The organism is Arthrobacter sp. 01T419 (assembly GCF_056398865.1).
Genome location: NZ_JBFTQF010000001.1, coordinates 285,519 through 312,104, shown reverse-complemented (window position 1 = coordinate 312,104; position 26,586 = coordinate 285,519). Strand labels below are relative to the sequence as shown.

The window sequence follows — 26,586 nt, the reverse complement described above, 5'->3', positions numbered from 1 at the left end:
GACTCGTGCCCATGAGTGACCACACCCCAATTGCGACAGACAACCAGCCGGACATCAAGCCACGCAGCCGGGTCGTAACGGACGGCATCCATGCCGCCCCCGCGCGAGGCATGTTCCGGGCCGTAGGCATGGGCGATGACGACTTCGCCAAGCCCCAAATCGGCGTCGCGAGCTCGTGGAACGAAATTACGCCCTGCAACCTCTCCCTGAACCGACTCGCCCAGGGCGCCAAGGAAGGCGTTCACGCCGGCGGTGGTTTCCCCATGCAGTTCGGCACCATTTCCGTTTCGGACGGCATTTCCATGGGCCACGAGGGCATGCACTTCTCCCTTGTCTCGCGCGAAGTCATTGCCGACTCCGTTGAAACCGTCATGCAGGCCGAGCGCATTGACGGCTCTGTTTTGCTGGCCGGCTGCGACAAGTCCCTCCCGGGCATGCTGATGGCGGCTGCCCGCCTGGATCTCGCCAGCGTCTTCCTTTACGCCGGTTCCATCATGCCGGGCTGGGTCAAGCTCGAGGACGGCTCGGAGAAGGAAGTCACCCTCATCGACGCTTTCGAGGCCGTGGGCGCATGCGCTGCCGGCAAGATGAGCAAGGGTGACCTGGACCGCATCGAACGCGCCATCTGCCCTGGCGAAGGCGCCTGCGGCGGCATGTACACGGCCAACACCATGGCGTGCATCGGCGAAGCGCTCGGCATGTCCCTCCCCGGCTCGGCCGCCCCGCCCTCGGCAGACCGCCGTCGTGATGACTTCGCCCGCAAGTCCGGCGAAGCAGTGGTCAACCTGCTCCGCCTCGGCATCACCGCCCGGGACATCATGACCAAGAAGGCGTTCGAGAACGCCATCGCCGTCACCATGGCCTTCGGCGGTTCCACCAACGCCGTCCTGCACTTGCTCGCGATCGCCCGCGAAGCCGAGGTCGAACTGACGCTCGACGACTTCAACCGCATCGGCGACAAGATCCCGCACCTGGGTGACCTGAAGCCCTTCGGCCGCTATGTCATGACCGACGTAGACAAGATCGGCGGCGTGCCGGTCATCATGAAGGCGCTGCTCGACGCCGGACTGCTGCACGGCGATTGCCTCACCGTCACCGGCAAGACCCTTGCTGAGAACCTGGCCTCCATCAACCCGCCGGACCTCGACGGCAAGATCCTACGCGCCCTGGACAACCCGATCCACAAGACCGGCGGCATCACCATCCTGCACGGTTCCATGGCGCCGGAAGGTGCCGTCGTGAAGAGCGCCGGCTTCGACGCCGATGTCTTCGAAGGAACCGCCCGCGTGTTCGAACGCGAACAGGGCGCCCTCGACGCTTTGGACAAGGGCGAGATCAAGGCCGGGGACGTCGTCGTGATCCGTTACGAAGGACCGAAGGGCGGCCCGGGCATGCGTGAGATGCTCGCCATCACCGGCGCCATCAAGGGCGCGGGCCTCGGCAAGGACGTTCTCCTTCTGACCGATGGCCGCTTCTCCGGCGGCACCACCGGCCTCTGCATCGGCCACGTTGCGCCTGAAGCCGTCGACGGCGGTCCCATCGCCTTCGTCAAGGACGGCGACAAGATCCGCGTTGACATCGCCGCCCGCTCGTTCGACCTCCTGGTGGACGAAGCCGAGCTTGAGTCCCGCAAGGTCGGCTGGGAGCCACTTCCGGCGAAGTTCACCAAGGGCGTCCTCGCCAAGTACGCCAAGCTGGTGCACAGCGCCTCCACGGGCGCTTACTGCGGGTAGTTCTGGGTTCCGGCCCAACTGACTCGCAGTTGTTGTCGTTTTGACGCCTCATAACGACAACAACTGCGAGTCACTTGGGTGAGCGTCCGAGGTAGGACCAACCTGTGGACAATGGAGTCCACATAGTGAGATGAGTTCTTCGTCGTTTGACACTTATCTCACAAAGAGGGAACACTGAACGCATGATCGCATTCGTTACTGTCGGCGCCACCGTGGGCACTGTCGTACTTACCAAGCGCGTGGCCTCCTAGCCCGACTGGTAACGAACCGTCACGCGCAACCCCTCGAAGAGCCGTAAGGCTGAGGGGTTTTTTTATTTCCCGCAGGGGACAGCGCGAAGCAAGAACCCGTACGAACGCAGTACCCAAGCAGTACCTTTCACTAATTTGAAGATCCCCAAAGGAAGAGCCCGATGAGCAAAGGATCGCCGATCAGCCCCTCGCTGATGGCTGCAAAGTCCGCTGGAGCCCCCAAAGCTCCGGAAAAGGTCGACCGTCCGGCTGACGCCGTCGTCGACAATGCTGCAACTCTCTCTCCTGTACTCGGGCCGAACAACGTTGTACCCCCAACGGTGATGACCGGCTCGGAAGCTATTGTCCGTTCGCTCGAAGAACTCGGCGTCGACGATATTTTTGGTTTGCCCGGTGGCGCGATCCTCCCCACCTATGACCCTTTGATGGCCTCCAAGATGAATCACGTCCTGGTCCGTCACGAACAGGGAGCCGGCCACGCAGCCCAAGGCTACGCCATGGTTACCGGGCGGGTTGGCGTGTGTATCGCCACCTCCGGCCCCGGTGCCACCAACCTCGTTACCGCCATCATGGACGCCCACATGGACTCCGTGCCGCTCGTGGCCATCACCGGCCAGGTATCCGCTTCCGTCATTGGCACGGATGCGTTCCAGGAAGCGGACATTGTGGGCATTACCATGCCGATCACCAAGCACTCCTTCCTGGTGACGGACCCGAACGATATTCCGCACGTTATGGCCGAAGCTTTCTACCTTGCCAGCACCGGGCGTCCCGGTCCGGTACTGGTGGACATTGCCAAGAACGCCCAGCAGGGGACCATGACCTTCTCCTGGCCGCCCAAGATCGATTTGCCGGGCTATCGGCCGGTGGTCCGTGGCCACAACAAGCAGGTGCGCGAGGCTGCCCGTCTGATCGCTGCGGCAAGCAAGCCTGTCCTGTACGTCGGTGGCGGTGTGGTCAAGGCGCACGCTTCGGCCGAACTGCGCGAACTCGCAGAGCTGACCGGCGCACCCGTGGTGACCACCCTCATGGCCCGCGGCGCGTTCCCGGATTCCCACCCTCAGCACGTCGGCATGCCGGGCATGCACGGCACGGTTTCCGCGGTCACCGCACTGCAGCAGTCCGATCTGCTGATCACCCTAGGCGCACGCTTCGATGACCGGGTGACTGGCGTCCTCAGCACCTTCGCTCCGCACGCCAAGATCATCCACGCGGACATCGACCCCGCGGAGATTTCCAAGAACCGCACGGCTGACGTTCCGATCGTGGGCTCGGTCAAGGAGATCATTCCGGAGTTGAGCGAGGCCGTCCGGGCCGCGTTCGAACAATCCGGCACCCCGGACCTGGACAGCTGGTGGGCATTCCTCAACAACCTCCGCGACACCTACCCCCTGGGTTGGACCGAGCCCGAAGACGGACTCAGTGCCCCCCAACGGGTCATCGAACGCATCGGTGCGCTCACGGGGCCGGAAGGCATCTACGTTGCGGGCGTAGGCCAGCACCAGATGTGGGCCGCTCAATTCATCAAATACGAGCGTCCCCATGCCTGGCTGAACTCCGGCGGCGCCGGAACCATGGGTTATGCCGTGCCGGCAGCCATGGGCGCCAAGGTCGGAGAACCCGACCGCGTGGTCTGGGCGATCGACGGCGACGGTTGCTTCCAGATGACCAACCAGGAGCTGGCCACCTGTGCCATCAACAAAATTCCCATCAAGGTTGCCATCATCAACAACTCTTCGCTGGGCATGGTGCGCCAGTGGCAGACCCTCTTCTATGAAGGCCGCTACTCCAACACCGACTTGAACACCGGCCACGACACCGTCCGTATCCCGGACTTCGTCAAGCTGGCGGACGCGTACGGTTGTGCTGCGTTCCGCTGCGAGCGGGACGAGGACATCGACGCCACCATCCAGAAGGCACTGGAAATCAATGACCGCCCCGTGGTCATCGACTTCGTGGTCAGCCCGAACTCCATGGTGTGGCCGATGGTCCCCTCAGGAGTTTCCAACGACCAGATCCAGGTTGCCCGCAACATGACCCCGGAATGGGAAGAGGAGGACTAGCCATGAGCCGCCACACACTGTCCGTTCTGGTCGAAGACAAGCCCGGCGTGCTGACCCGCGTGGCCAGCCTCTTCGCCCGGCGCGCCTTCAACATCAACTCGCTGGCCGTCGGCCCCACCGAGGTTTCCGGGATTTCCCGCATGACCGTCGTCGTCGACGCCGATGGTGAACTCATTGAACAGGTCACCAAACAGCTCAACAAATTGATCAACGTGATCAAGATTGTCGAGCTGACCCCAGAATCTTCCGTGCAACGTGACCACATCCTGGTCAAGGTACGTGCGGATGCCGCGACACGCCTGCAAGTCACCCAAGCTGCAGACTTGTTCCGTGCCTCAGTGGTTGACGTTTCCACAGACTCGGTGGTTATCGAGGCAACCGGTACTCCGGAAAAGCTCGCAGCGCTGCTTTCTGTGCTCGAGCCATTCGGCATCCGCGAAATCGTGCAGTCCGGCACCTTGGCCGTTGGACGGGGATCCCGCTCCATGAGTGACAGGGCTCTACGCTCCGCGTAAGACACTACGTAAAGCACTGCGTAGCCGCCCAACAACGCACCACAGACAATATCTACAAAGAAATCCACTCAAAGGAGTTACGCAAGTGACTGAAATGTTCTACGACGACGATGCAGACCTGTCGATCATCCAGGGCCGCAAGGTTGCCATTGTCGGCTACGGTTCCCAGGGACACGCCCACGCGCTGAACCTGCGCGACTCCGGCGTCGAGGTCGTCATCGCGCTCAAGGAAGGCTCGAAGTCGATCGCCAAGGCCGAGGACGCAGGCTTCACGGTCAAGAACGTTGCCGACGCCGCCGAATGGGCAGACGTCATCATGATCCTGGCGCCGGACCAGCACCAGCGCTCGATCTACAACGACTCCATCAAGGACAAGCTGACCGCCGGCAAGGCACTGGCGTTCGCGCACGGCTTCAACATCCGCTTCGGTTACATCGAGGCACCGGAGGGTGTTGACGTCATCCTGATCGCCCCGAAGGCTCCGGGCCACACCGTGCGCCGCGAGTTCGAAGCCGGCCGCGGTATTCCGGACATCATCGCCGTCGAGCAGGACGCTACCGGTTCCGCTTGGGAGCTGGCCAAGTCCTACGCCAAGGCCATCGGCGGCACCCGCGCCGGCGTCATCAAGACCACCTTCACTGAAGAGACCGAAACCGACCTCTTCGGCGAGCAGGCTGTCCTGTGCGGCGGCGTCTCCCAGCTGATCCAGTACGGCTTCGAGACCTTGACCGAGGCCGGCTACCAGCCGCAGATCGCCTACTTCGAGGTGCTTCACGAGCTCAAGCTCATCGTTGACCTCATGTGGGAAGGCGGCATTGCCAAGCAGCGCTGGAGCGTTTCCGACACCGCAGAGTACGGCGACTACGTCTCCGGTCCGCGCGTTATCGACCCCCGCGTCAAGGAAAACATGGCCGGCGTCCTCGCCGACATCCAGTCCGGCGCGTTCGCCAAGCGCTTCATTGACGACCAGGACAACGGTGCAGTCGAGTTCAAGGAGCTGCGTGCCAAGGCAGAGCAGCACCCCATCGAAGGCGTCGGCCGCGAATTGCGTTCCCTGTTCTCCTGGCAGCAGCAGGACGAGGATTACGTCGAAGGCTCTGCAGCCCGCTAATTAAAGGCACCCGTTGAAGCCGCGGCGTGGCCGTAGCAATTCAACACAGAACGCCGTTCGGGATAGGCTCGAAATGAAGCCGCCCGGCATGGAGGCCGGACCCGGTATACCGGGTCCGGCCTTCGTCGTCAAAGAATCGTTTCACCAAAACCCCACCTGAAAAAAGAGAGCTAAAGAGGTCACCGGTGACTAGCACCAAGCCAGTAGTACTCCTCGCTGAGGAACTTTCGCCCGCCACGATCGAGGCCCTTGGTCCGGACTTCGAGATCCGCCAAACCGACGGTGCGGACCGCTCCCAGCTGCTCTCCGCAATCGTCGACGTCGACGCCATCCTCGTGCGGTCCGCAACTCACGTGGACGCCGAGGCAATTGCCGCAGCCAAGAACCTGAAGATCATCGCGCGTGCCGGCGTTGGCCTGGACAACGTGGACATCAAGGCCGCCACCCAGGCTGGCGTCATGGTGGTCAACGCCCCGACGTCGAACATTGTGTCCGCAGCCGAACTCACGGTCGGCCACATCCTCAGCCTTGCCCGCCACATCCCGCAGGCGAGCTCCGCCCTCAAGGGCGGCGAATGGAAGCGCTCCAAGTACACGGGCATCGAGCTCTTCGAAAAGAAGATCGGCATCATCGGCCTCGGACGCATCGGAGCCCTCGTGGCTGCCCGGCTGCAGGGCTTCGAGACCGAGATCCTCGCGTACGACCCCTACATCACCTCCGCCCGTGCAGCGCAGCTCGGCGTCAAGCTTGTCACCTTGGACGAACTGCTGGAGAAGTCGGACTTCATCACCATCCACATGCCCAAGACCCCTGAAACCGTGGGCATGCTGGGCGCCGATGCCTTCAAGAAGATGAAGGAAACGGCCTACGTGGTCAACGTTGCCCGTGGTGGCCTGATCGACGAAGAAGCCCTTCACGAGGCCTTGGAAGATGGTCAGATCGCCGGCGCCGGAATCGATGTGTTCGTCAAGGAGCCGAGCACCGACCTCCCGTTCTTCGGTATGGACAACGTCATCGTGACGCCCCACCTGGGTGCCTCCACCGATGAAGCCCAGGAAAAGGCGGGCGTCTCCGTGGCAAAGTCCGTGCGCCTGGCCCTTGCCGGCGAACTCGTGCCTGACGCCGTCAACGTTGCGGGCGGCGTGATCGCTTCCGACGTTCGCCCCGGAATTCCGCTCATCGAAAAGCTCGGCCGTATCTTCACGGCTTTGACCCACGCATCGCTGACGCAGATCGACGTCGAGGTTGCAGGCGAAATCGCGAGCCTGGACGTGAAGGTCCTTGAGCTCGCCGCCCTCAAGGGCGTATTCGCCGACGTCGTCACCGAGCAGGTCTCGTATGTCAACGCACCGGTCATCGCCGAACAGCGCGGCATCAACACCCGTTTGATCACGACGTCGGAAGCCGAGGACTACCGCAACGTCCTGACTATCCGCGGCGCACTCAGCGACGGCTCCCAGATCTCGGTGGCCGGCACCCTGACTGGACCTAAGCAAGTCCAGAAGCTGGTGGGCGTCAACGGCTACGACGTCGAAATCCCGATCAGCGAGCACCTGGTAGTCGTTTCCTACGCTGACCGTCCCGGCGTCATTGGCACCATCGGCCATATCCTCGGCATGAACAACATCAACATCGGTGGCATGCAGGTGGCCCGCCAGAGCGAAGGTGGCCAGGTCCTGGCGCTGCTGACGATCGACACTTCCGTGCCGCAGCAGGTCCTTGAGGCAATCAAGGCCGGGATCGGTGCCGACATGGTTCGTGAAGTTGATCTGGAGGACTAGCATCCGAACCGTTTGAGCTAAAATCGTGTGCCGCAGTTCACATCGGCCACATATTATTGGCCGGTCTGCCTACAATGGCTTGGTCCGAAATTCGGATCCGGCGGCAGGCCGGCCAATACCCTTTGCACACACCCGGTGGATTCCTCTTGCCTCGGCATGGTTTCAGGGAGAGCAGTGTGCGCACCCGCAATCCAGGACTCAGGGAGCCCTATGAACGCCGTCCAGAGGTTCATCAGAAGCCGTGTGCTGCTGTTGACCGCGGCCATTTTGATCGTCGCCATGTGCATGTCCGTCTTCATCCAAAGCCAGTCCCAGGCCGCGCTGAACCGGACGGTGGATGAGAACTCGCGAGGCCTGTACGACATCCTGGTACAGGCCAAGGCTGGGAATACCAAAGATGGCGGAGCACTCATCCAGCCGGACATCGCTAACGGACAGGGCGGCATCAGCTTCCAGCAACTCGAGAAGATCCGTGGTCTGGGTGGCACGTCCGTTGCCGCCCCCATCAGCCTTGTCTCCCGGGTGACGCAGAACCTGGAAGCCCCGCGGCTTGATGCGATGGATTACCTCGGCTACAACGCAGGCCTTGCTGGCGGCGCCACTGCAGGGGACCCCACCGGAACGGACTCCAAGAAGTGGCCCGCGCCGGAATCCGTCCTTCCTGCGCAGCCAAAGAAGTACCGCCTGACAGCCACTGCCGTGAGCTCCGACGGAGTATCCCAGCAAACGCTCTTCCAGACCAGTGCTGAAGGAACCCTGGGCAAAGGCCAGGTTGTTGAACAGCAGACCGCCGGAGGGAAGAGCATCCGCATTGCCGGCCCAGCACGGGAGACCGGGATCAAGTTTCCTGCGCCTGCCGGTGGCTCCGAGCACAACCTCTTCAACCTTTCGGTCGCCCTTCCCATGGCCCCGCAGGTCACCGAATCCGTCGTCGCAGTCGACCCCGCAGCTGAACGTGCGCTCCTTGGATCTGCCGGTGACTTCCTGGCACCGTTGGAAAAAGCACCGCCTGCCGATACGCGCAACGCGGGCGCCATCGGCCGCTACTTTGAACAGCTCTTCGCCAAGAGCCCCACGCAGCAAGAGCTCGAACAGGGCCCTGACTTCCTCGGTGTCAAGCTCAAATATTGGGCGCCCCTCATGACCCAGTACCAGCAGGCAAAGCTGTCCGGCCAGATCACGGATGCCTCGCAGGCCATTCCCCTGATCGTCCGGCAGGGAACATCTCTTGACCTGAAGTACTCGGTCAAGATCCAGGAAATCGACGATTCCGGCAAGGTCGTCAATGACGTCGGCACTGTCTCGCGTTCGTTGGATAAGGACTACCTGCCCTTCGTTTCAAAGTCACCGTTTGCCCTCGAATGGCCCGGTTCCACCGACCACAGCCAGCTGCTCGGTAACACGGGCAATTTCAGTCAAGGCCTGTACCAGCCTGCCCAGTGGAGCACGGACTTCGCGGCCGCACCCAAGTACAAGGACGGCGAAGCCTCCGCGAACGGTGCCGTCGGCAAGTCCGCAACGCCGGGGGACTGGGTGACAGTCAACAAGCTGCCCGAGAAGTCGGCCTTCGGGGCGATGGTGGACCAGGCCCAGCGCAAGCCTGTTGACGAGCGCTCGTACCGTGAGAATCTTTCCACGGGATCGAAGCCGGCTACGCCGCTGCCGATGGTCTATGGGACGTTTGATCCGGCCCAGATCCAAAAAGCAGCAGGCGACGTCAACAAGCTCCCCTTGGGGGGCTACGACCCGGCTCCGATGACGCTCCAGAAGGACGCCGCAGGCAATGACACCGCAGCCAAAGGCCTCAAGCCGTCGCTGAGCGCCACAGGCCTGGTGAGCCAATCTGCCGGCGCCATTACCGACTACTACGGCCTTGCCGCAGCCCGCGGTTACGATTCCAACGCCAACGTGATCGATGCCGTACGGGTCCGCGCCAGCGCCCCCGGCAACTGGAAACAAGCCCAGCCGGACGTCGACAAGCTCGCTGCCCAGATCCGCGACATGGGACTCGAAGCCACCGTGGTCGCCGGTTCTGCGCGTGAAGACGCCAACATCTTCGTCCCGGGGTATTCCAAGGACGACGCCGGCAAGGAGTCTGACCTGGGCACCGTCGTGCAATCGTGGGTCCGTCAGGATGCCGCCGATGCCGTTTCCGGCTCCCTGACAAGCACCAACATCACCCTCCTCTTCCTGACGCTGTGCGGTGCCACGCTCCTGACCGGCGCTTCCACAGTCAGCTACATCCGCCAGAGACGCAGTGAGGCGGGGATCCTCCGGGCCATGGGCTGGACCCAAAAGAGGGTCCGGCGCTGGGTCCTTGAGGAATTCGGCATTGGTGCCGCAATCCTTGCCGTGGCAGGCATCGCGCTGAGCCTACTGAGCTGGAATCTAGCCACGGTCATTGTTTCCGCGTCCGTGTTGCTCATCTACTTCGCTGCCGCGTACTTCGCTGCCCAGCAGTTGCGGCACCGTGACGTCGTAGACCAGGAACCGCAGCACGATGAACGCCTCATCGCAGTGGATTCGCCGCTGACGTTTGCTTACCGTCAGCTGGTCACCAACCGTTTCAACTCAGTCGCGCTGGCAGTGGCAGTCGGCGTGTTCGGGGCCGCCGTTGGTGCCCTGATCGCCTTGCTCATTGACATTCCACGGGCAGCAGGAGCCAGTGCGCTCAGCGGACTGGCGTCGGCCACCATCGCGTTGCCGAGCGTCATCCTGGCGGTCTGCGGAGTGCTCGTGGGCCTCGTCCTGACCTTGGTCACAGGACGGTTCGAACTCCGGGCCAAGCGCGAACAACTTGGCACGCTCAAGGCCATGGGCTGGAACCCGGACATGCTGGGCCAGGTTCGATTCTTCGAAAATGCCTTGGTCGGGACTGCGGCCTTGGTCCTGGGCGTCCTGGGCGCGCTGGGCCTTGGCCTGCTGCTCGCTCCCTATGCCGCACTCTGGGCCGCCCTGGCCGGATTGCTGGCTGTACTTTGCTGGATTCCCATTGCAACGAAAGTGGTCAAATGACTGACAATCTCCAACCCGATCTGACCCCGGCCACGGAATCCACCGACGAGTCGCTGTTGACCCGCGCCAATACCATCGTGAAGGCCGAGGACCACGCGACGCCCCTGCAGTTGAGCAACATCACCATCCGCTATGGCGGGGACAAGGGTGGTGCCGAGCCGGTCACGGTCGTCGAGGACTTCAGCCTCACCCTCCACGCCGGCGAGATGCACTGCATCGCCGGGCGAAGCGGCTCAGGCAAGACCAGCATCCTGACGGTTGGCGCGGGACTCACGCTTCCGACGTCGGGCCGGGTCCTCTGGGAAGGCGACTCCCTGGAGAAGATGGGGGACGACGAAATCGCAGACCGCCGCCGCGCGCTGATCGGGTACGTGGACCAGGGTGGTGCGTTGATCGATGGCATGAGTGCGTTGGAGAACGTCCTGTTGCCGGCCGTTCCCGACGGCGAAGTGGAGCAGCGCACCGAGATGGCCAAGGACCTGCTGGACTTGGTGGGTCTGGGCCGGCGCATGCGCCACCGTCCGGCGCAGCTGTCCGGAGGTGAGCGCCAGCGAGTCGCGATCGCCCGCGCGCTGATCCTGGGCACCCGTGTCCTGGTAGTGGACGAGCCCACGGCCAGCTTGGACCGTACCTCGGCCAACCGCATCATCAGCATCCTGAAGGACACCACCAGCGATGGCATTGCCGTGCTGGTGGCCTCGCACGACCACGAGCTGGTTAGGCTCAGCGATACGCTGACTGAATTGATCTAGTAACCGATGCTTCCGGACCGGCCGTCACATGCGGCCGGTCCGGTCTTTCCATCTCCAAGAGAAGGTAACTTCGTAGAGTGACGTCTTCAGAAAAACCCCCGTTCTACATCACCACCGCCATCACCTACCCGAACGGCGTGCCGCATATCGGCCATGCCTACGAGTACATTGCCACTGACGCGATGGCCCGGTTCAAGCGCCTCGACGGCTACGACGTGATGTTCCTGACCGGTACGGACGAGCACGGCATGAAGATTGCCCAGGCGGCGGAGAAGGAAGGCATCACCCCCAAGGAACTCGTGGACCGAAATGCCGAAATCTACAAGGCCGCCCACGCTGCTTTGGGCATCTCGTACGATCGCTTCATCCGCACCACCGATGAAGATCACTACGCTGCCTCGCAGGCCATCTGGAAAAAGATGGAAGCCAAGGGGGACATCTACCTGTCCAAGTACGAGGGCTGGTATTCGGTCCGCGACGAGGCCTACTACACCGAGGACGAGACCGTACTGAAGGACGACGGCGTCCGTTATTCGAGCGGTACAGACACCGAAGTGACGTGGACCGCGGAGGAGAGCTATTTCTTCCGCCTGTCTGCGTACCAGGACAAATTGCTCGCCTTGTACGAGGAGCAGCCGGAATTCGGCGCCCCGCAGTACCGCTTCAACGAGGTCATCAGCTTCGTCAAGCAGGGTCTGCAGGACTTGTCCATCAGCCGGACGACTTTCGACTGGGGTGTCCCGGTTCCAGGGAACGACAAGCACGTGATGTACGTGTGGGTTGATGCCCTGACCAATTACCTCACTGGGGTCGGCTACCCGGATGCCGAGTCTGAGGCGTTCCGTAAGTTCTGGCCCGCGGACGTCCATGTCATTGGCAAGGACATCTCCCGGTTCCATGCGATCTTCTGGCCCGCCTTCCTGATGAGCGCCGGCCTGGAACTACCAAAGAGGGTCATGATCCATGGCTTCCTCACCAACAATGGCGTCAAGATGTCCAAGTCCCTCGGCAACGTGGTGGCCCCCAAGGATTTCGTGGAGCAGTACGGCCTGGACCAGGTGCGCTTCTTCTTCCTCCGCGAAGTGCCCTTCGGCGCAGACGGCAGCTACAACCACGAGGCAATCGTGGGCCGCATGAACTCCGACCTCGCCAACAACTTCGGTAACCTTGCGCAGCGTTCGCTGTCCATGGTGGCCAAGAACTGCGAAGGCACGGTGCCGGTCCCCGGCGATTTCTCGGCCGAGGACTCCGCGCTGCTCGCCCAGGCCGGCGGCTTGCTGGACGTTGCCCGCGCCGCTTTCGAGAAGCAGGAATTCAGCCGTGCCCTCGAAGCAATCTGGGCCGTGCTCGGTGACACCAACGCCTACTTTGCCGAGCAGGCCCCGTGGGTGCTGCGCAAGACCGACATCGAGCGCATGAACACGGTCCTGTACGTCACCTTGGAGGTTGTCCGCATCGTGGCGATCCTCACCCAACCTGTCATGCCGACGTCGGCGGCCAAGCTGCTTGAGGTGCTGGGACAGCCCGAAGGCGAGGCCCGACAATTCGCGGCCATTGCCACTCCGATCGTCCCGGGCACGCAGCTCCCGGCCCCGGCCCCGGTCTTCCCGCGTTACGAGGAGCCCGCCGAGTCCTAAACGCCCGCTCACGTATGCGGTGCGTGAGGCGAACGCTCCCTCACGTATGCGGTCCGTGAGGCAAACGCTCCTTCGGATCTGTTCGGCAAGCCCTGCGGATCTGAAGGAGCGTTCGCTTTTTCGCGCAAATATGTGAGCGAGGATCGGCGGCGGAAAGGGCCGCATAAGTGAGCGAGCGTTGGAGTCGGCGGCCTGCCGCTCGCATCCTCGACCGTCGCACTCCGGAGTTCAAATGCTGAGACGATTTTGACCAGCATGTGGATGCCTTGGCAGTCTGAAAACATGAGCGCATCGCACCCCGCCGCAACGATCAATCTGGCCGTCATTCCCGGTGATGGCATTGGCCCCGAAGTCATTGCCGAAGCCCTCAAGGTCCTGGAAAAGGTTGTTGCCGAAGAAGGCGTCACCCTGGAGCAGACCGAATACAAACTTGGAGCCCAGCACTGGCTCGAAACCGGCGAGACTCTCCCGGACGACGTCCTGGCGGATCTCCGGACCCGCGATGCCATCTTGTTCGGCGCCGTCGGAGCAGCCCCGGGGGACACCCGTATTCCTTCCGGCATCATTGAACGCGAGATGTTGCTCAAGCTCCGGTTCAGCCTGGATCACTATGTGAACCTGCGCCCGTCACGCCTCTACGGTACGGTCGGCAGCCCCTTGGCCAACCCCGGCAACATCGATTTCATCGTGGTCCGCGAAGGCACCGAGGGCCCGTACGTCGGCAACGGCGGTACGCTGCGCGGAGGGACTCCCCACGAGGTCGCCACCGAGGTGTCGCTCAACACGGCACACGGCGTCGAGCGCGTTGTGCGGGACGCCTTCCGCCGCGCCAGCGAGCGTCCCCGCAAGCACGTCACCCTCGTCCACAAGCACAACGTCCTGGTCTTTGCCGGCCACTTGTGGAAGCGCACCGTTGAGGCCGTGGCCAAGGAATTCCCCGAGGTTACCCACGACTACCTGCACATCGATGCCGCCACGATCTTCATGGTCACCGATCCCTCCCGCTTCGACGTGATCGTTACCGACAACCTCTTCGGCGACATCATCACAGACCTTGCAGCGGCCATCACCGGCGGCATCGGTCTGGCAGCTTCGGGCAACATCAACATGGACCGTACTGCGCCCTCCATGTTCGAACCCGTCCACGGTTCGGCACCGGACATCGCAGGCCAGCAAAAAGCGGATCCTACTGCCGCCATCCTGTCCGCGGCATTGTTGCTGGACCACCTCGGCTACACCACCGCCGCCCGCAGGATCGAAGCCGCGGTCGTGGCTGACATCGAAAGCCGCAGCGGCGAGACCCGCAGCACGGCGGCCATCGGCGACGCTATCGCGGCCGCACTTTAGGGCCTGTCCTCAGGCGTAAGCTTTACTTGAATTATTTACCTGCTGCCGTGGTCCGTCGCTGAACCATATCCTCCAAGAGAAGGTTCGCTGTGCCAGGTAGCCGACTGGAGGAAACATGACTCAGACTGCCCACGGCGTCGAATTCAGCCAGCAGCTCTCGGAGAACCCGAAGTCTGTTGAGGAGCGTGCAGCCATCCTGGCAAACCCAGGATTTGGCGACTACTTCACCGACAACACCGTCATCGTCGACTACAGCGTTGACGCAGAGGGCAAGGGTGGCTGGCACAGCGCCCGGGTCGAGGCCTACGGACCTATTTCCTTGGATCCTTCGGCAGCCGTCCTCCACTACGGCCAGGAGATCTTCGAAGGCCTCAAGGCATACCGCCACGCCGACGGCTCCATCTGGACCTTCCGTCCGGAGGCCAACGCCGCCCGCCTGAACAAGTCGGCCCGCCGCTTGGCTCTTCCGGAACTTCCCGAGGAATACTTCCTCGGTGCGATCCGCGAACTCGTGCAGGCGGACAAGGAATGGGTCCCGTCCGGCGATGGCGAAGCGCTGTACTTGCGCCCCTTCATGATTGCCACGGAGGCCTTCCTAGGTGTCCGCGCAGCCCGCGAGGTCTCATTCCGGGTGATTGCATCCCCGGCAGGAAACTACTTCGGCGGCGAGCTCAAGCCGGTGTCCATCTGGATCTCCCGTGAATACGCCCGCGCCGGCCGCGGCGGGACCGGTGCAGCCAAGTGCGGTGGAAACTACGCTGCTTCCCTGATTGCCCAGATGGAGGCCGAGGAGAACGGCTGCAAGCAGGTCCTCTTCCTGGACCACTTCAACGACGATGCGGTCGAGGAACTCGGCGGTATGAACGTCTTCTTCGTCATGAAGGACGGCTCACTCGCTACCCCCGCGCTCACTGGAACAATCCTTGAAGGCGTGACTCGTTCCTCCGTGATCCAGGTGGCCAAGGACATGGGCCGCGAGGTTTCCGAGCGGAAGATCACCCTCGCCGAGTGGCGGGATGGTGTGGCTTCCGGCGACATCGCCGAGGTCTTCGCATGCGGAACCGCGGCGGTCATCACGCCCATCGGCGTACTGAAGGACAAGACGGAGTTCATCGGTTCCGAGGACGCCAAGGCAGGCGAAACCACCATGGCGATCCGCCAGCAGCTACTTGGCATCCAGACCGGAACGGTCGAGGACAAGCACGGCTGGCTGACCCGCCTCGCCTAGGGCTTGGCGGCCTCTGGAGTGCCCGACGGCGGCCTCCCACTTGGGTGGGCGGGCCGCCGTCGGCGTTTCAGCAGAGAGCAGTCGGCTGTCCGGAAGACAGGGCTACTGGGGCTGGGGCCCGTGGATCAGCGGTTCTATGAGCGCTTCCATCTTGGCTTGCAGATACTGCTGACCGGCAGCGGAGGGGTGGTCTCCGTCGGGCCCAATGAGGTTCGCGGCATCATCCATGATCCAGCCTAGGACTATCGGATCCACGAAGTCGGCGCCCGCTTGCTGTGCAGCCGCTTTGTCCTGGTCTCGGATGTCGAGTCTTTCCGGGTCCGGCGTGCTCGAATACGACGGCGGACCTATCACCAGGATGTCGGCGTGGGGAGCGCGGGTCTTGACCGAGGCAAAGGCCCGTGCCGCTGCAACTTCGGTTTCCCCCGGGGCGGCACCCATGTCATTTTCGGAACCAAAGAACACCACCAAACGGGTGGAGTCCGTTACCGCCGCGTCCACTTGGGAACCGAAGGTGGATCCGTCCTCGCCAACGCTGACATAACCGCTTCCATCCTGCGCGGCATTGACGATGGTTGCTTGGAACTGTTGAAAGGCGGGATCGTTCTCCACGAGGTTTGGCCACGCGTCAGAAGGCGAAGTCCCGTGTCCGGTGCTGAGGGAATCTCCGATAATCACCACTGTGGGTTCTGCCGCGGCGGCACGCGGTGCGGCGTCGGACGAACATGCACTAAGGATCGCGAGGACGGAAAGGCAAACGGTTGCGATCGCCGTCGTGGTCCAGAGAAGTCCTCTTCGAGGGGTTTGAGTCCGCAACAATTCGATCACTCCTCTGCATCCATTCAGGGCAAGCCAAGCAGCAAATCAGCCTTGAAAGCGATGAGTTGATCGCCTGAGCTGTCCTGGCGCCTTGACACCATGCTATGCCGCGAGCTCTCTTTACCTGCTGTGCATCTGCCCTAACGCCCGGACCTGGCGATGTGGCGTGTGCCAAGATGGAACCGTGAATCCGGTCTATGACGCGTCTTTCCAGCCAAGCAGTTTCCTCACCCGCTCACGGCTGGCACCCAATCCCGGGCCGATGAGCCTCGATGGGACCAATTCCTACGTCATTGCCGCCCCGGACGCTGCCGGAGTGGTCGTCGTCGATCCCGGGCCGCTCGAAGAATCCCATCTCGCGGCCCTTGCCGCCTGCGGACCGGTTGACCTCGTGCTCATCACCCACCGCCACAAGGACCATACCGAGTCGTCCGCGCGCTTCCACGAACTCACCGGCGCGCCTGTCCGTGCTGCCGACCCGGCACATTGCCACGGTGGAAAGCCGCTCCGCGCCGACGAGGTCATCAAGGCGGCAGGGGTGGAGATCCACGTCCTTGCCACCCCGGGCCACACCTCGGATTCTTTGTGCTTCCATCTTCCCGGTGACGGACCTGACGGCTCCGTGCTCACCGGCGACACCATTTTGGGGCGCGGAACAACGGTGCTGGACTATCCCGACGGCAAGCTAGGGGACTACCTCGCGAGCCTCGACACACTTGAAGCACTCGGCGCGGCAACTCTGCTGCCCGCGCACGGGCCGGTCCTGCCGGCCGTGGACGCGGTGTGCCGCGAGTATCGCGCCCACAGGGAGATGCGCCTGGATCAGATTCGCGAGGCCCTCGCCCGGCTCGGGGCGGAGGCCGGGGTGCAGGCCGTCACCGATGCGGTGTATCCCGACGTCGATCCTTCCGTGCGTTGGGCGGCGGAAACCTCGGTTGCCGCGCAATTGGAATATCTGCGCAACTAGCGGACACCCTTGCGTGACGGCCGCTCCCGTCCTCCCGCGCGTACCGGCCGCGTGCGGACGGTACGCTAGGAGCCATGCGTATCGCCCGGTTTGTTGTTGATTCTGATCCCGTCTACGGCGTCGTCGAAGGTGAGCCCGGCAGTGAAGTCGTCACTGTCATCCATGGCGATCCCTTCTTCAATGGCGTCGAGCGGACTTCGGTCCGCCACAAGCTGGAAGACGTGCGCCTGCTGGCACCCATCATTCCGCGCAGCAAGGTGATCGGCGTGGGACGGAACTTTGCGGAGCACGCCCGGGAACTGGGTAATGAAGTTCCGCAGCATCCCCTGCTCTTCCTGAAGCCGAACACTGCAGTCGTCGGCCCCAACGACCCCATTGTGTTGCCCGAGTTCTCCGAGGAGGTTTCCTTCGAAGCGGAACTTTGCGTCGTCATCGGCCGCATTTGCAAGGACGTGCCGGAAGACCGCGTTGACGATGTCATTTTCGGTTACACCTGCGGCAACGACCTCACGGCCCGCGACGTCCAGAAAACGGACCTGCAATGGGCACGGGCCAAGGGCTTCGACACCTCCGCGCCCTTGGGCCCGTGGATCGAGACCGATCTGGACCCCGAGGACCTGGCCATCAAGGGCTGGCTCAACGGCGAACTCCGCCAGGACGGCAGCACCAATCAGATGATCCGCAGCGTGCGGGAACTAGTGTCGATAGTTTCTCAGGCGTTCACCTTGCTGCCGGGCGACGTCATCATGACTGGTACTCCGGCCGGCGTCGGACTCGTGCAGGAAGGCGATCGCTACGAGATCGAGATCGAAGGCATCGGCCGCTTGTCCAACCCGGTAGTCCGCCGGTAGGGGTTTGACGGTTCGCCTGCTGTTCGAGACCCGGTCGACGCCAAGTAGCACTGGCCATTCCGCCAAGCGACGCGCGGTAAAGTTGGAACCACTATGACTACTGCTGCTGCGTCGAACTCTGCCGCCATCCCTGCCGTGAACGCCGAAACCCCGGTTCGTGTCCGGTTCTGCCCCTCGCCCACGGGAACCCCGCACGTCGGATTGATCCGTACCGCCCTCTTCAACTGGGCCTATGCTCGGCACACGGGCGGCAAGCTTATTTTCCGCATCGAGGACACTGATTCAGCCCGCGACAGCGAGGAAAGCTACCACCAGCTGCTTGACGCGCTGAAGTGGCTTGGCATCGATTGGGATGAGGGCGTCGAAGTCGGCGGCCCGCACGAACCGTACCGCCAGTCGCAGCGCAGCGACATGTACCAGGACGTCATCGCCAAGCTCAAAGCCGGCGGCCACATCTACGAGTCGTACTCCACGCCTGACGAAATCGAAGCTCGGCACCGTGCTGCCGGGCGGGATCCCAAGCTCGGCTATGACGGCTTCGACCGTCATGTCACGGAGGAGCAGCTCGCCCAGTACAAAGCCGAGGGCCGCCAGGCCGTGCTGCGACTACGCATGCCGGACGAGGACCTGACCTTCAATGACCTCGTGCGCGGGGAGATCACGTTCAAGGCGGGCTCAGTGCCGGACTTCGCCGTGGTGCGTGCCAACGGTGCGCCGCTGTACACCCTGGTGAACCCCGTTGATGACGCGCTCATGGGCATCACCCACGTCCTCCGCGGAGAGGACCTGCTGAGCTCCACTCCGCGTCAGATCGCCCTCTATCGTGCGCTCTACGCCATCGGCGTGGCTGAGTACATGCCGGAATTCGGCCACCTTCCCTACGTCATGGGCCAGGGCAACAAGAAACTTTCCAAGCGCGATCCGGAATCCAGCCTGTTCCTGCACCGCGAACGTGGCTTCATTCGTGAAGGATTGCTCAACTACCTGTCGCTTTTGGGCTGGTCGCTGAGCGCCGATGAGGACATCTTCACCGTGGAGCAGCTCGTGGCCAACTTCGACATCCACGATGTCCTGGGCAACCCGGCGCGCTTTGACATCAAGAAGGCGGAAGCCATCAATGGCACGCACGTGCGCATGCTTGCTCCCGAAGACTTCCGCGAGCGGCTCGTGCCTTACCTGCGTGCCGCCGGCTTCGTGGGAGAGATCCTGACCCCACGCCAGGATGAGATCCTCGCCGAGGCCGCGCCGCTGGTCCAAGAACGCATCACCCTGCTGGGCGAGGCTCCCGAGATGCTTGCCTTCCTGTTCAAGAACGACGACAAGATCGACGTCGCGGACGACGCCCGCAAGGGACTTCCCGAGAACCTGACCGAGGTGTTGGACGCCGCGTTGGGTGCCCTGGAACCCGTCGAGGACTGGACCGCGGAAAGCATCCAGACGGCACTCAAGCAAGCCCTCGTGGAGGATCTCGGCATCAAGCCGCGCCTCGCGTTTGGCCCCGTGCGGACGGCAATCTCCGGCCGCCGCATCTCGCCGCCGCTCTTCGAATCGATGGTCATTCTGGGCAAGGAATCCTCGCTCACCCGCTTGCGCTCGTTCCGCGGCTAGTCAAGGCACGCCGTGATCAGGGCACTTCATGAGTCATTTGGCACGGTCCGGGGTGTCCTGTTCGATATTGACGACACCCTTGTGGACCTCGAGTACGCCATGACCACGGCTCTGCGTGATGTGAGCGAACATCTCCTACCTGGCCTGGACCAGGCCGGGTGGGAGAAGTTCGGACGGATCTTCACGCACGAAACCACCCATTTCTACGACCGATACCTCGCCGGCGAGCTGACGTTCAACGAGCAGCGCCTCCTGCGGGGCCGCGCTGCCCTGGGGCATTTCGGCGTCGAGCTTGGGGGCGAGGACTCCCACACATGGCTGAGCGACTACTCCCGGCTGCAGCCCAGCTATGTCAGGGCCTTCAGCGACGTCGTCCCCGTGCTTGACACTTTGGACGCCGCGGGCATTCCCTATGGCGCCGTGAGCAATAATGTCCATGACTATCAGAGGGTCAAGCTCGACAGCGCGGGACTTGGTCGCATCTCGGTCCTCGTCGGAACGGACACCGTAGGTGTGCCCAAGCCGGACCCCGCCATTTACCTGGAAGGGGTCCGGCGCCTGGGCACCACCCCGGCTGAGACGCTCTTCGTCGGAGACAACCGCCTGCTCGACGCCGATGGCGCCACCGCAGCCGGATTGCGGGGCGTCTGGCTGAACCGCACCGGCGAGGTGGCCTCCGGCTTTACCGGCCGGGAAATAGATTCCTTGTCGCGACTGCTCGCCTGAGCGATAGGGCGGCTTCCCGCTTACGCGCCCAGGCGAAACTTCCTCAGGAAAACGAATGCGCCAACGGAGCCGGCACTTAGGACGCCCACCAGTCCGAGCGCCGTGCCGGTATCCGACTTTTCCGCCATGCTCGACGGCGATACCGCTGCGGCTCCCTGATGGAGTTCTGCCGTGCCCGCGGCGATTCGAGCGTTCCCGTCTGCGAGTTTGTCGGCACCGGTGGACAGTTGGGCCGAGCCCGCGGCCAGTTTGGCGTTTCCTTCGGACAACTTCGACGCACCTGCGGCCAGTGCCGTGGAGCCGTCCAGGAGCCCGGGGGAGGACGGATCAGCGGGGCTGCCCTTGATACCCGTCATCAGTGAATCCGTGCCCGAGGCCAACCGTGACGTTCCGTCCGTCATGCTGGCCGTGGCCTTGAGGAGCCCCGGATGTTCGGGGTCGCCTGGAACTCCGTCCATGCCCACGCGGATCTTCGCCGTTCCATCAGCAAGCATCTGGGTTCCCAGGACCACGCCTGGAGAGGCTGGGTCCTGGCTGTTGAGCTTCTGGGCCAGCGTCGCGAAGCCGGCCGTCAGCTTTCCGGTTCCCGCGGCCAACTTGTCTGTGCCGTCGGCGAGCCTTCCGGTGCCATCATGCAACTGCCCCGCCCCGGCTTGAAGCTGGCCCGCCCCCGCCTGCAATTGCCCAGCTCCGGCGTCGAGGCGATGCGCGCCATCGTTCAGCGCATTGATCTGGGCCTTCAGAACTGCGAGAGGCACCACACCCTGAACACCGTTGGCGGCGTCGGCAAGCTGCTGCAGTCCCTGTGCCAATGCGGCGGTTCCCGTTCCTTTGGTTGGATCGTTTCCGGCTCCAGGGTAGCCCTTGAGCTGATCAGTGCCCGCCGCCAGCTTGGCAGTACCTGCAGCGAGTTGAGCAGCGCCGGCATCGAGCTGGGTGGCGCCCTCATTAAGCTGGATCGCGCCATTATTGAGTTGGGTGGCGCCGTCGGCGAGATTGTTTTCGGCGTTGCCAGCCGGCGTCGGGGTCAATGCCGCGGAGAGCTGCACAGCTCCGGCGGCGAGCTTCTGCGCGCCGTCGTCCACTTTGTAGACTCCCGGCGCAAGCTTGGCGTTGACGTCGTTCTGGATCTTCACCGCCCCGGTCGCCAGTTTGTCGGCGCCATCTTTCAACTGCTGGGCTCCCGGGGCCAGTTTGCCCTGGATTCCGGTTTTGACCTTTGAGGCGCCATCAGCCAGTTTGGCGGCGCCGGTGCCGGCTTCCGCGGCTCCTCCCGCTAATCTTGCCGCGCCGTCCTTGAGCTGGCTGGCACCGGCTGATGCCTGTCCGGCGCCGTCATTGAGCTGCTCGGATCCCGCGGCGATCTTCCCGATGACCAAGGTGTAGAACCCGAGGAACGCGATGAGTAGGAGAACGAGCACACCGATCGCGATCATCTGGGCCCGGCTTCGTGTTCTGGTGGCAATGGCAGGGTTCCGTGTCATGGGCAATTCCTCTCGATGACTTCCCGACGGCGGCGCTGCTGCCGGGATCCCCCATGTGACGCAGCTAACAGGCGGCTTGACCTGCGGCTGTGCCACGAAACAAGTGTTTGGCGTTGGTTACCGATTGGTAACTTACCGAGAGTAAACTTAAGATCCGGGGAGTGCAAGGGTTTTTGCTCTCATCTGCGGATCGTGTGGGCGTGGGGACCGTGCAGGCGTGCGACTACCGAACCCGATTTGTGCGCATCGAAAGTCTCGGGTAAAGTAATTACTCGTGCTGAGGGGCACGGAGCGAAGGTTTAGGCCAACGAATCCGGCCTAAAAGCACCAATGGGATATGGTGTAATTGGCAACACTACGGTTTCTGGTACCGTCATTCTAGGTTCGAGTCCTGGTATCCCAGCTCTGAATAATCCACGCTTTTGCGGGTAATTTGGAAGTTTGAAACGGTCCGCCGATTTGAAACAATGTTGAATGTATGAAATACTCATTCAGCTTGAATGCCGGAAGCGGCATTCTGAAAGTGCAAGGCCCCATCGTATAGCGGCCTAGTACGCCGCCCTCTCACGGCGGTAACGCGGGTTCGAATCCCGCTGGGGTCACAAAATGAATCCCCCGGAACCAATAGGTTCCGGGGGATTTTTCTTTGCCTCGGGTGCGGGGCCCAGAACCCTCGTTCGCCGTACCTTTCTCCCCTTGTTTGCCGCACAAAAGCCCGGGAATGACGGGACTCGCCGTGTTGCAAACGCTTTCCTATGTCAAAAGGGGGGAGAACGGTACGGGAGGCCGCCGACGATAACGGCCCCGCGCCTCCACCATGCAATGGTCCTCCGGGGAGGACCGGGTCGCTTGGGGCCGCCCGTCCCGACCTTGTTTGACGCGTTAAGCCTCCGGTATGACGCGACTCGCCGTGTCGCAAACGCTTTCCCCGACCAAAGAAGGTCAGGATGGCTCGGTTAATGTTGGATTCTGCCCGATCATTCGAATTGGAGGGCGGAGGGCGGGAAGAGGAATGGGAGGCCTTGGCCCCAACAAATACGCGGAGCAGGGCCAGGTGCCCGCCTTAAGCCGTTAGGCGCTGTCTTTCTGAAGGGCCTCTGCGGCATCCCTGACCTTGATGAGCGTGCGCAGGTTCCGGGTGGTCGTGCTCGCCTTGTAGCGGGCCTTTGCGGAGAGCTTGCTGAAGGGGCTGTCCAGGGTGCCTCCCGCGGGGGCGAGCCAAGCCGAGGCCTCGGGCCCCAGTCGGACTTGCTCGACGCCGCCCTGCCCCGGGGTGCCGAGGGCTGTGCCGGCGTCGAAGAGTTCGTCCAACATGGCCGCGTCCGAGGCGAGAGTGATGTAGCTGTGGGTGGTTTTGTCGTCGGCAGGATAAGGGCAGGCTTCCACCAGTTGGGCAACCTGCTCAGCGGTCAGGACCACCACCCAGGCGTCATAGCCAAATGCTTCCCTCAAGCACTTTTCACACTGCTCCTTGACTCCCGCCGCGTCGAGCTCGCTCTGGAGCACTACGTTGCCACTGGCCAGCAGGGTCCTGACGTCAGTGAAAGGGTACGCCTTGAGGGCTGCTTTGAGGTCGGCCATCTTGATGTTGATCCCGCCCACGTTGATCCCGCGCAGGAACACGGCAAAGCTGTTCATGCGCCTACCCTACCTGCGGCCGCAACCGGAGGGGCGCCGATGGGCGCCGACGAGAAATGCCTAGTCGTTGTTCTTGCGCAGCGCTTCGGTGAGTACCCGGGCGGCGTTGCAGACGACTTCGGCGTGGAGGCGTCCGGGCTGGCGGGTCAGGCGCTCGATAGGGCCCGAGATGGACACCGCAGCAATAACCCGGCCGGAAGGACCGCGCACGGGTGCGGAAACTGAGGCAACCCCAGGCTCGCGTTCGCCGAGGCTCTGAGCCCAGCCCCGGCGTCGTACTCCTGCCAGGACGGTCGGCGTGAACCGGGCATTCTGAAGCCCGTCTAGAAGGCGGTCGTGGTCCTCCCAAGCCAACAGGATTTGCGCGGCGGAGCCAGCCTTCATGGACAGCTGGGTGCCCACGGGAATGGTGTCGCGCAGGCCTATGGGGCGTTCGGCCGAGGCGACGCACACGCGCCAATCGCCCTGCCGGCGGAAGATCTGAGCGCTTTCTCCGGTCGCGTCGCGGAGCTGGATGAGGACGGGGCCAGCCGAGGCGATGAGCCTGTCTTCGCCGGCCGCCGAGGCGAGCTCAACGAGGCGGCTGCCCAGGACAAATCGGCCTTGGATGTCACGGCTCACGAGGCGGTGGTGGACCAGGGCCAGCGCCAGCCGGTGCACGGTGGGACGGGCCAGCCCTGTTGCGGCCACCAGTTGAGCGAGGGTGGTCGGTCCCGCCTCAAGTGCGTCGAGCACCTGGGCCGCTTTATCGATGACGCCGACTCCACTAGAATTGTCCATGTAATGATATTGCCGTCTCAATATCTGAGATGCAAGTTGTTTCGCTGGCGCAGTTTGAATCGCTGATGTTCAGTGGAAGTAGTCAAGCCAACCGCAGTGAAGGGAGCAGGCCGTGGGAAAGACACTGGCCGAGAAAGTCTGGGATGCGCACGTGGTGCGCAAGGGCGAAGGCGAAGGAGCCAACGCCCAGCCCGATCTTTTGTTCATCGACCTGCACCTCGTGCATGAAGTCACTTCGCCGCAGGCCTTTGAGGGTCTCCGTTTGGCCGGCCGCCGTTTGCGCCGGCCGGACCTCACCATCGCGACCGAGGACCACAACACGCCCACGCTGGACATCGACAAGCCGATTGCCGACCTCACCAGCCGCACGCAGATCCAGACCTTGCGTAACAACTGCCAGGAATTCGGGGTCCGCCTGCACTCGCTCGGCGATGCCGAACAGGGCATTGTTCACGTAGTCGGTCCGCAGCTTGGGCTCACCCAGCCCGGCATGACGGTTGTCTGTGGAGATTCCCACACCTCCACGCACGGCGCATTCGGTGCGCTGGCCATGGGTATCGGCACGTCCGAAGTGGAACACGTCATGGCCACCCAGACGCTGTCCCTCAAGCCGTTCAAGACCATGGCCATCAACGTTGAGGGCACCCTGCGCCCGGGCGTGTCGGCAAAGGACATCATCCTGGCAGTCATCGCCAAGATCGGCACCGGTGGCGGCCAGGGCTACGTCCTCGAGTACCGTGGCTCGGCCATTCGTGCACTCTCCATGGATGCCCGCATGACCATCTGCAACATGTCCATTGAGGCCGGTGCCCGTGCCGGACTCGTGGCTCCGGACCAGACGACGTACGACTACATGCACGGCCGCCCGCACGCCCCCCAGGGCGACGAGTGGGATGCCGCCGTCGAATACTGGAATACGCTGCACACCGATGACGACGCGACTTTCGACGTCGAGGTGGACCTCGACGCCGATACTTTGGAGCCGTTCGTGACCTGGGGAACCAACCCGGGCCAGGGCATTTCGCTCAACGAAGCGGTGCCCTTCCCCGAGGACTTCGGTGACGAAAACGCCAAGCTGGCCGCCGAACGCGCCCTGCAGTACATGGGCCTCGAAGCCGGTACCCCGATGAAGGACATCCGGGTGGACACGGTGTTTCTTGGTTCCTGCACGAACTCCCGTATCGAGGACCTGCGTGCCGCCGCCGATGTTATCCGCGGCCGCGAAAAAGACCCGAAAGTACGGATGCTGGTGGTTCCCGGCTCGGCACGCGTCCGCCTTGAAGCCGAAGCAGAGGGCCTGGACAAGGTGTTCAAGGAATTCGGCGCTGAATGGCGCTTTGCCGGATGCTCCATGTGCCTGGGCATGAATCCCGACCAGCTGGAACCGGGGGAGCGCTGCGCATCCACCTCGAACCGCAACTTCGAGGGGCGCCAGGGCAAGGGCGGCCGCACGCACTTGGTTTCGCCGGTGGTAGCTGCAGCCACGGCAGTACGCGGGACGCTGAGCTCGCCGTCGGACCTGGAGCCCGCCTCAGTGTCCGCATCCACCACTACCGACGCCGCCTAGGAGGATCCCCATGGAAAAGTTCACCACCCACACCGGCATCGGTGTCCCGCTGCGCCAGAGCAATGTGGACACGGACCAGATCATTCCAGCGGTCTACCTGAAGCGGATCACCCGTACCGGTTTCGAAGACGCGCTTTTCTCAGCGTGGCGCAAGGACCCGTCCTTCATCCTGAACCAGGAACCCTTCAACGCCGGCTCCGTGCTTGTGGCGGGACCCGATTTCGGCACCGGCTCATCCCGCGAGCACGCTGTCTGGGCACTGAAAGACTACGGGTTCAAAGCCGTACTCTCCTCCCGGTTTGCGGATATTTTCCGCGGCAACTCGGGAAAGCAAGGGCTCCTGGCAGCCGAGCTTGCCCAGGATGACATCGAGCTCATCTGGAAAGTGCTTGAAAACGCGCCCGGCACCGAAGTGAAGGTGGACCTCGTGTCCAAGACCGTCGAGTGCGGAAACGTCGTGGCACCCTTCGAAATCGATGACTACACCCGTTGGCGCCTCCTGGAGGGCCTGGACGACATCGGACTGACGCTCCAGCACGAGGAAGACATCACGGCCTACGAGGCCACGAGGCCCTCCTTCAAGCCGAAAACCCTGCCGGCGCGAATCCAGTAGGGCGCGGTACCAGTAGTTCACCGGAAAGGGACCGGCTCCATGCCGGTCCTTTTCCGTCTGCGGAAGTTCTGCCGGGCGTGCTCCATTTCGAATCGGTAAC

Annotated in this window: 20 protein-coding genes and 2 tRNA genes; 18 read left to right on the top strand and 4 right to left on the bottom strand. The window is 63.0% G+C overall.

Annotated elements, in window-relative coordinates; all coding sequences use genetic code 11:
* The first annotated feature begins 11 nt into the window (after nucleotides 1-11).
* The 10 genes from ilvD to AC1DLO_RS01460 all read left to right on the top strand — a co-directional run bounded on the left by ilvD (nucleotide 12) and on the right by AC1DLO_RS01460 (nucleotide 15,433).
* Nucleotides 12-1,733, top strand: coding sequence for a dihydroxy-acid dehydratase (gene ilvD, locus AC1DLO_RS01505; RefSeq protein ID WP_476888547.1), 1,722 nt, complete (start codon nucleotides 12-14; stop codon nucleotides 1,731-1,733).
* Nucleotides 1,734-2,145: 412 nt separating this feature from the next.
* Nucleotides 2,146-4,047: an acetolactate synthase large subunit gene (locus AC1DLO_RS01500; RefSeq protein ID WP_184737274.1), complete on the top strand. Its 1,902-nt coding sequence runs from the start codon at nucleotides 2,146-2,148 to the stop codon at nucleotides 4,045-4,047.
* Between the two features lie 2 nt (nucleotides 4,048-4,049).
* The gene (ilvN, locus tag AC1DLO_RS01495) at nucleotides 4,050-4,562 is read left to right on the top strand and encodes an acetolactate synthase small subunit (protein WP_476888546.1); all 513 of its coding nucleotides are present in this window, start codon (nucleotides 4,050-4,052) and stop codon (nucleotides 4,560-4,562) included.
* 85 nt (nucleotides 4,563-4,647) lie between these two features.
* Complete coding sequence (gene ilvC / locus AC1DLO_RS01490; RefSeq protein WP_184737283.1) at nucleotides 4,648-5,673, top strand: ketol-acid reductoisomerase; 1,026 nt, start codon at nucleotides 4,648-4,650, stop codon at nucleotides 5,671-5,673.
* A gap of 185 nt (nucleotides 5,674-5,858) precedes the next feature.
* The gene (gene serA, locus AC1DLO_RS01485; protein WP_184737290.1) at nucleotides 5,859-7,454 is read left to right on the top strand and encodes a phosphoglycerate dehydrogenase; all 1,596 of its coding nucleotides are present in this window, start codon (nucleotides 5,859-5,861) and stop codon (nucleotides 7,452-7,454) included.
* A 210-nt stretch (nucleotides 7,455-7,664) separates the two neighbouring features.
* On the top strand, nucleotides 7,665-10,469 hold the full coding sequence (locus tag AC1DLO_RS01480; protein ID WP_476888545.1) for an ABC transporter permease: 2,805 nt from the start codon (nucleotides 7,665-7,667) through the stop codon (nucleotides 10,467-10,469).
* The gene (locus tag AC1DLO_RS01475; RefSeq protein WP_184737294.1) at nucleotides 10,466-11,221 is read left to right on the top strand and encodes an ABC transporter ATP-binding protein; all 756 of its coding nucleotides are present in this window, start codon (nucleotides 10,466-10,468) and stop codon (nucleotides 11,219-11,221) included. The genes AC1DLO_RS01480 and AC1DLO_RS01475 overlap by 4 nt, the downstream gene beginning before the upstream one ends.
* 77 nt (nucleotides 11,222-11,298) lie before the next feature.
* Entirely contained in the window at nucleotides 11,299-12,858 is a 1,560-nt protein-coding gene (metG, locus tag AC1DLO_RS01470) for a methionine--tRNA ligase (RefSeq protein WP_476888544.1), read from the top strand.
* Nucleotides 12,859-13,140: 282 nt separating this feature from the next.
* Nucleotides 13,141-14,205 carry a 3-isopropylmalate dehydrogenase gene (locus AC1DLO_RS01465; protein WP_476888543.1) on the top strand — a complete coding sequence of 355 codons (1,065 nt, stop codon included), beginning with the start codon at nucleotides 13,141-13,143 and terminating at the stop codon, nucleotides 14,203-14,205.
* A gap of 115 nt (nucleotides 14,206-14,320) precedes the next feature.
* The gene (locus AC1DLO_RS01460; protein ID WP_476888542.1) at nucleotides 14,321-15,433 is read left to right on the top strand and encodes a branched-chain amino acid aminotransferase; all 1,113 of its coding nucleotides are present in this window, start codon (nucleotides 14,321-14,323) and stop codon (nucleotides 15,431-15,433) included.
* Between the two features lie 102 nt (nucleotides 15,434-15,535).
* On the opposite strand, the gene AC1DLO_RS01455 is transcribed toward AC1DLO_RS01460, so the two are convergent.
* Nucleotides 15,536-16,261, bottom strand: a complete 726-nt coding sequence (locus AC1DLO_RS01455; protein WP_476888541.1) for an SGNH/GDSL hydrolase family protein — start codon at nucleotides 16,259-16,261, stop codon at nucleotides 15,536-15,538.
* 175 nt (nucleotides 16,262-16,436) lie between these two features.
* On the opposite strand from AC1DLO_RS01455, the gene AC1DLO_RS01450 reads away from it, so the two are divergent.
* From AC1DLO_RS01450 to AC1DLO_RS01435, 4 genes are all read left to right on the top strand, one after another.
* Nucleotides 16,437-17,219 carry an MBL fold metallo-hydrolase gene (locus tag AC1DLO_RS01450; protein ID WP_476888540.1) on the top strand — a complete coding sequence of 261 codons (783 nt, stop codon included), beginning with the start codon at nucleotides 16,437-16,439 and terminating at the stop codon, nucleotides 17,217-17,219.
* A 74-nt stretch (nucleotides 17,220-17,293) separates the two neighbouring features.
* Nucleotides 17,294-18,070 (top strand): fumarylacetoacetate hydrolase family protein, encoded by a 777-nt coding sequence (locus AC1DLO_RS01445; RefSeq protein WP_476888539.1) that lies wholly within the window; start codon nucleotides 17,294-17,296, stop codon nucleotides 18,068-18,070.
* A 93-nt stretch (nucleotides 18,071-18,163) separates the two neighbouring features.
* The gene (gltX, locus tag AC1DLO_RS01440) at nucleotides 18,164-19,678 is read left to right on the top strand and encodes a glutamate--tRNA ligase (protein ID WP_476888538.1); all 1,515 of its coding nucleotides are present in this window, start codon (nucleotides 18,164-18,166) and stop codon (nucleotides 19,676-19,678) included.
* A 12-nt stretch (nucleotides 19,679-19,690) separates the two neighbouring features.
* Nucleotides 19,691-20,404: an HAD family hydrolase gene (locus AC1DLO_RS01435; protein ID WP_476888537.1), complete on the top strand. Its 714-nt coding sequence runs from the start codon at nucleotides 19,691-19,693 to the stop codon at nucleotides 20,402-20,404.
* A 20-nt stretch (nucleotides 20,405-20,424) separates the two neighbouring features.
* Here AC1DLO_RS01435 and AC1DLO_RS01430 read toward each other — a convergent pair whose 3' ends face one another.
* Nucleotides 20,425-21,888, bottom strand: a complete 1,464-nt coding sequence (locus AC1DLO_RS01430) for a hypothetical protein (RefSeq protein WP_476888536.1) — start codon at nucleotides 21,886-21,888, stop codon at nucleotides 20,425-20,427.
* A 331-nt stretch (nucleotides 21,889-22,219) separates the two neighbouring features.
* Between AC1DLO_RS01430 and AC1DLO_RS01425 the strand changes: the two genes are divergently transcribed.
* Both AC1DLO_RS01425 and AC1DLO_RS01420 read left to right on the top strand, forming a co-directional pair.
* Nucleotides 22,220-22,291: transfer RNA gene (locus AC1DLO_RS01425), tRNA-Gln, on the top strand.
* A gap of 126 nt (nucleotides 22,292-22,417) precedes the next feature.
* Nucleotides 22,418-22,490 (top strand) — tRNA-Glu (locus AC1DLO_RS01420).
* Between the two features lie 469 nt (nucleotides 22,491-22,959).
* Here the strand turns inward: AC1DLO_RS01420 and AC1DLO_RS01415 are convergent.
* Together AC1DLO_RS01415 and AC1DLO_RS01410 are read right to left on the bottom strand one after the other, a co-directional pair.
* On the bottom strand, nucleotides 22,960-23,526 hold the full coding sequence (locus tag AC1DLO_RS01415) for a DUF1697 domain-containing protein (protein WP_476888535.1): 567 nt from the start codon (nucleotides 23,524-23,526) through the stop codon (nucleotides 22,960-22,962).
* A 60-nt stretch (nucleotides 23,527-23,586) separates the two neighbouring features.
* Nucleotides 23,587-24,306 carry an IclR family transcriptional regulator gene (locus tag AC1DLO_RS01410; protein ID WP_028264661.1) on the bottom strand — a complete coding sequence of 240 codons (720 nt, stop codon included), beginning with the start codon at nucleotides 24,304-24,306 and terminating at the stop codon, nucleotides 23,587-23,589.
* A 112-nt stretch (nucleotides 24,307-24,418) separates the two neighbouring features.
* Here AC1DLO_RS01410 and leuC point away from each other — a divergent pair, with 112 nt between their 5' ends.
* Nucleotides 24,419-25,873 carry a 3-isopropylmalate dehydratase large subunit gene (leuC, locus tag AC1DLO_RS01405; protein ID WP_476888534.1) on the top strand — a complete coding sequence of 485 codons (1,455 nt, stop codon included), beginning with the start codon at nucleotides 24,419-24,421 and terminating at the stop codon, nucleotides 25,871-25,873.
* 10 nt (nucleotides 25,874-25,883) lie between these two features.
* Nucleotides 25,884-26,486 carry a 3-isopropylmalate dehydratase small subunit gene (gene leuD, locus AC1DLO_RS01400; protein ID WP_078108589.1) on the top strand — a complete coding sequence of 201 codons (603 nt, stop codon included), beginning with the start codon at nucleotides 25,884-25,886 and terminating at the stop codon, nucleotides 26,484-26,486.
* Nucleotides 26,487-26,586 lie beyond the last annotated feature (100 nt).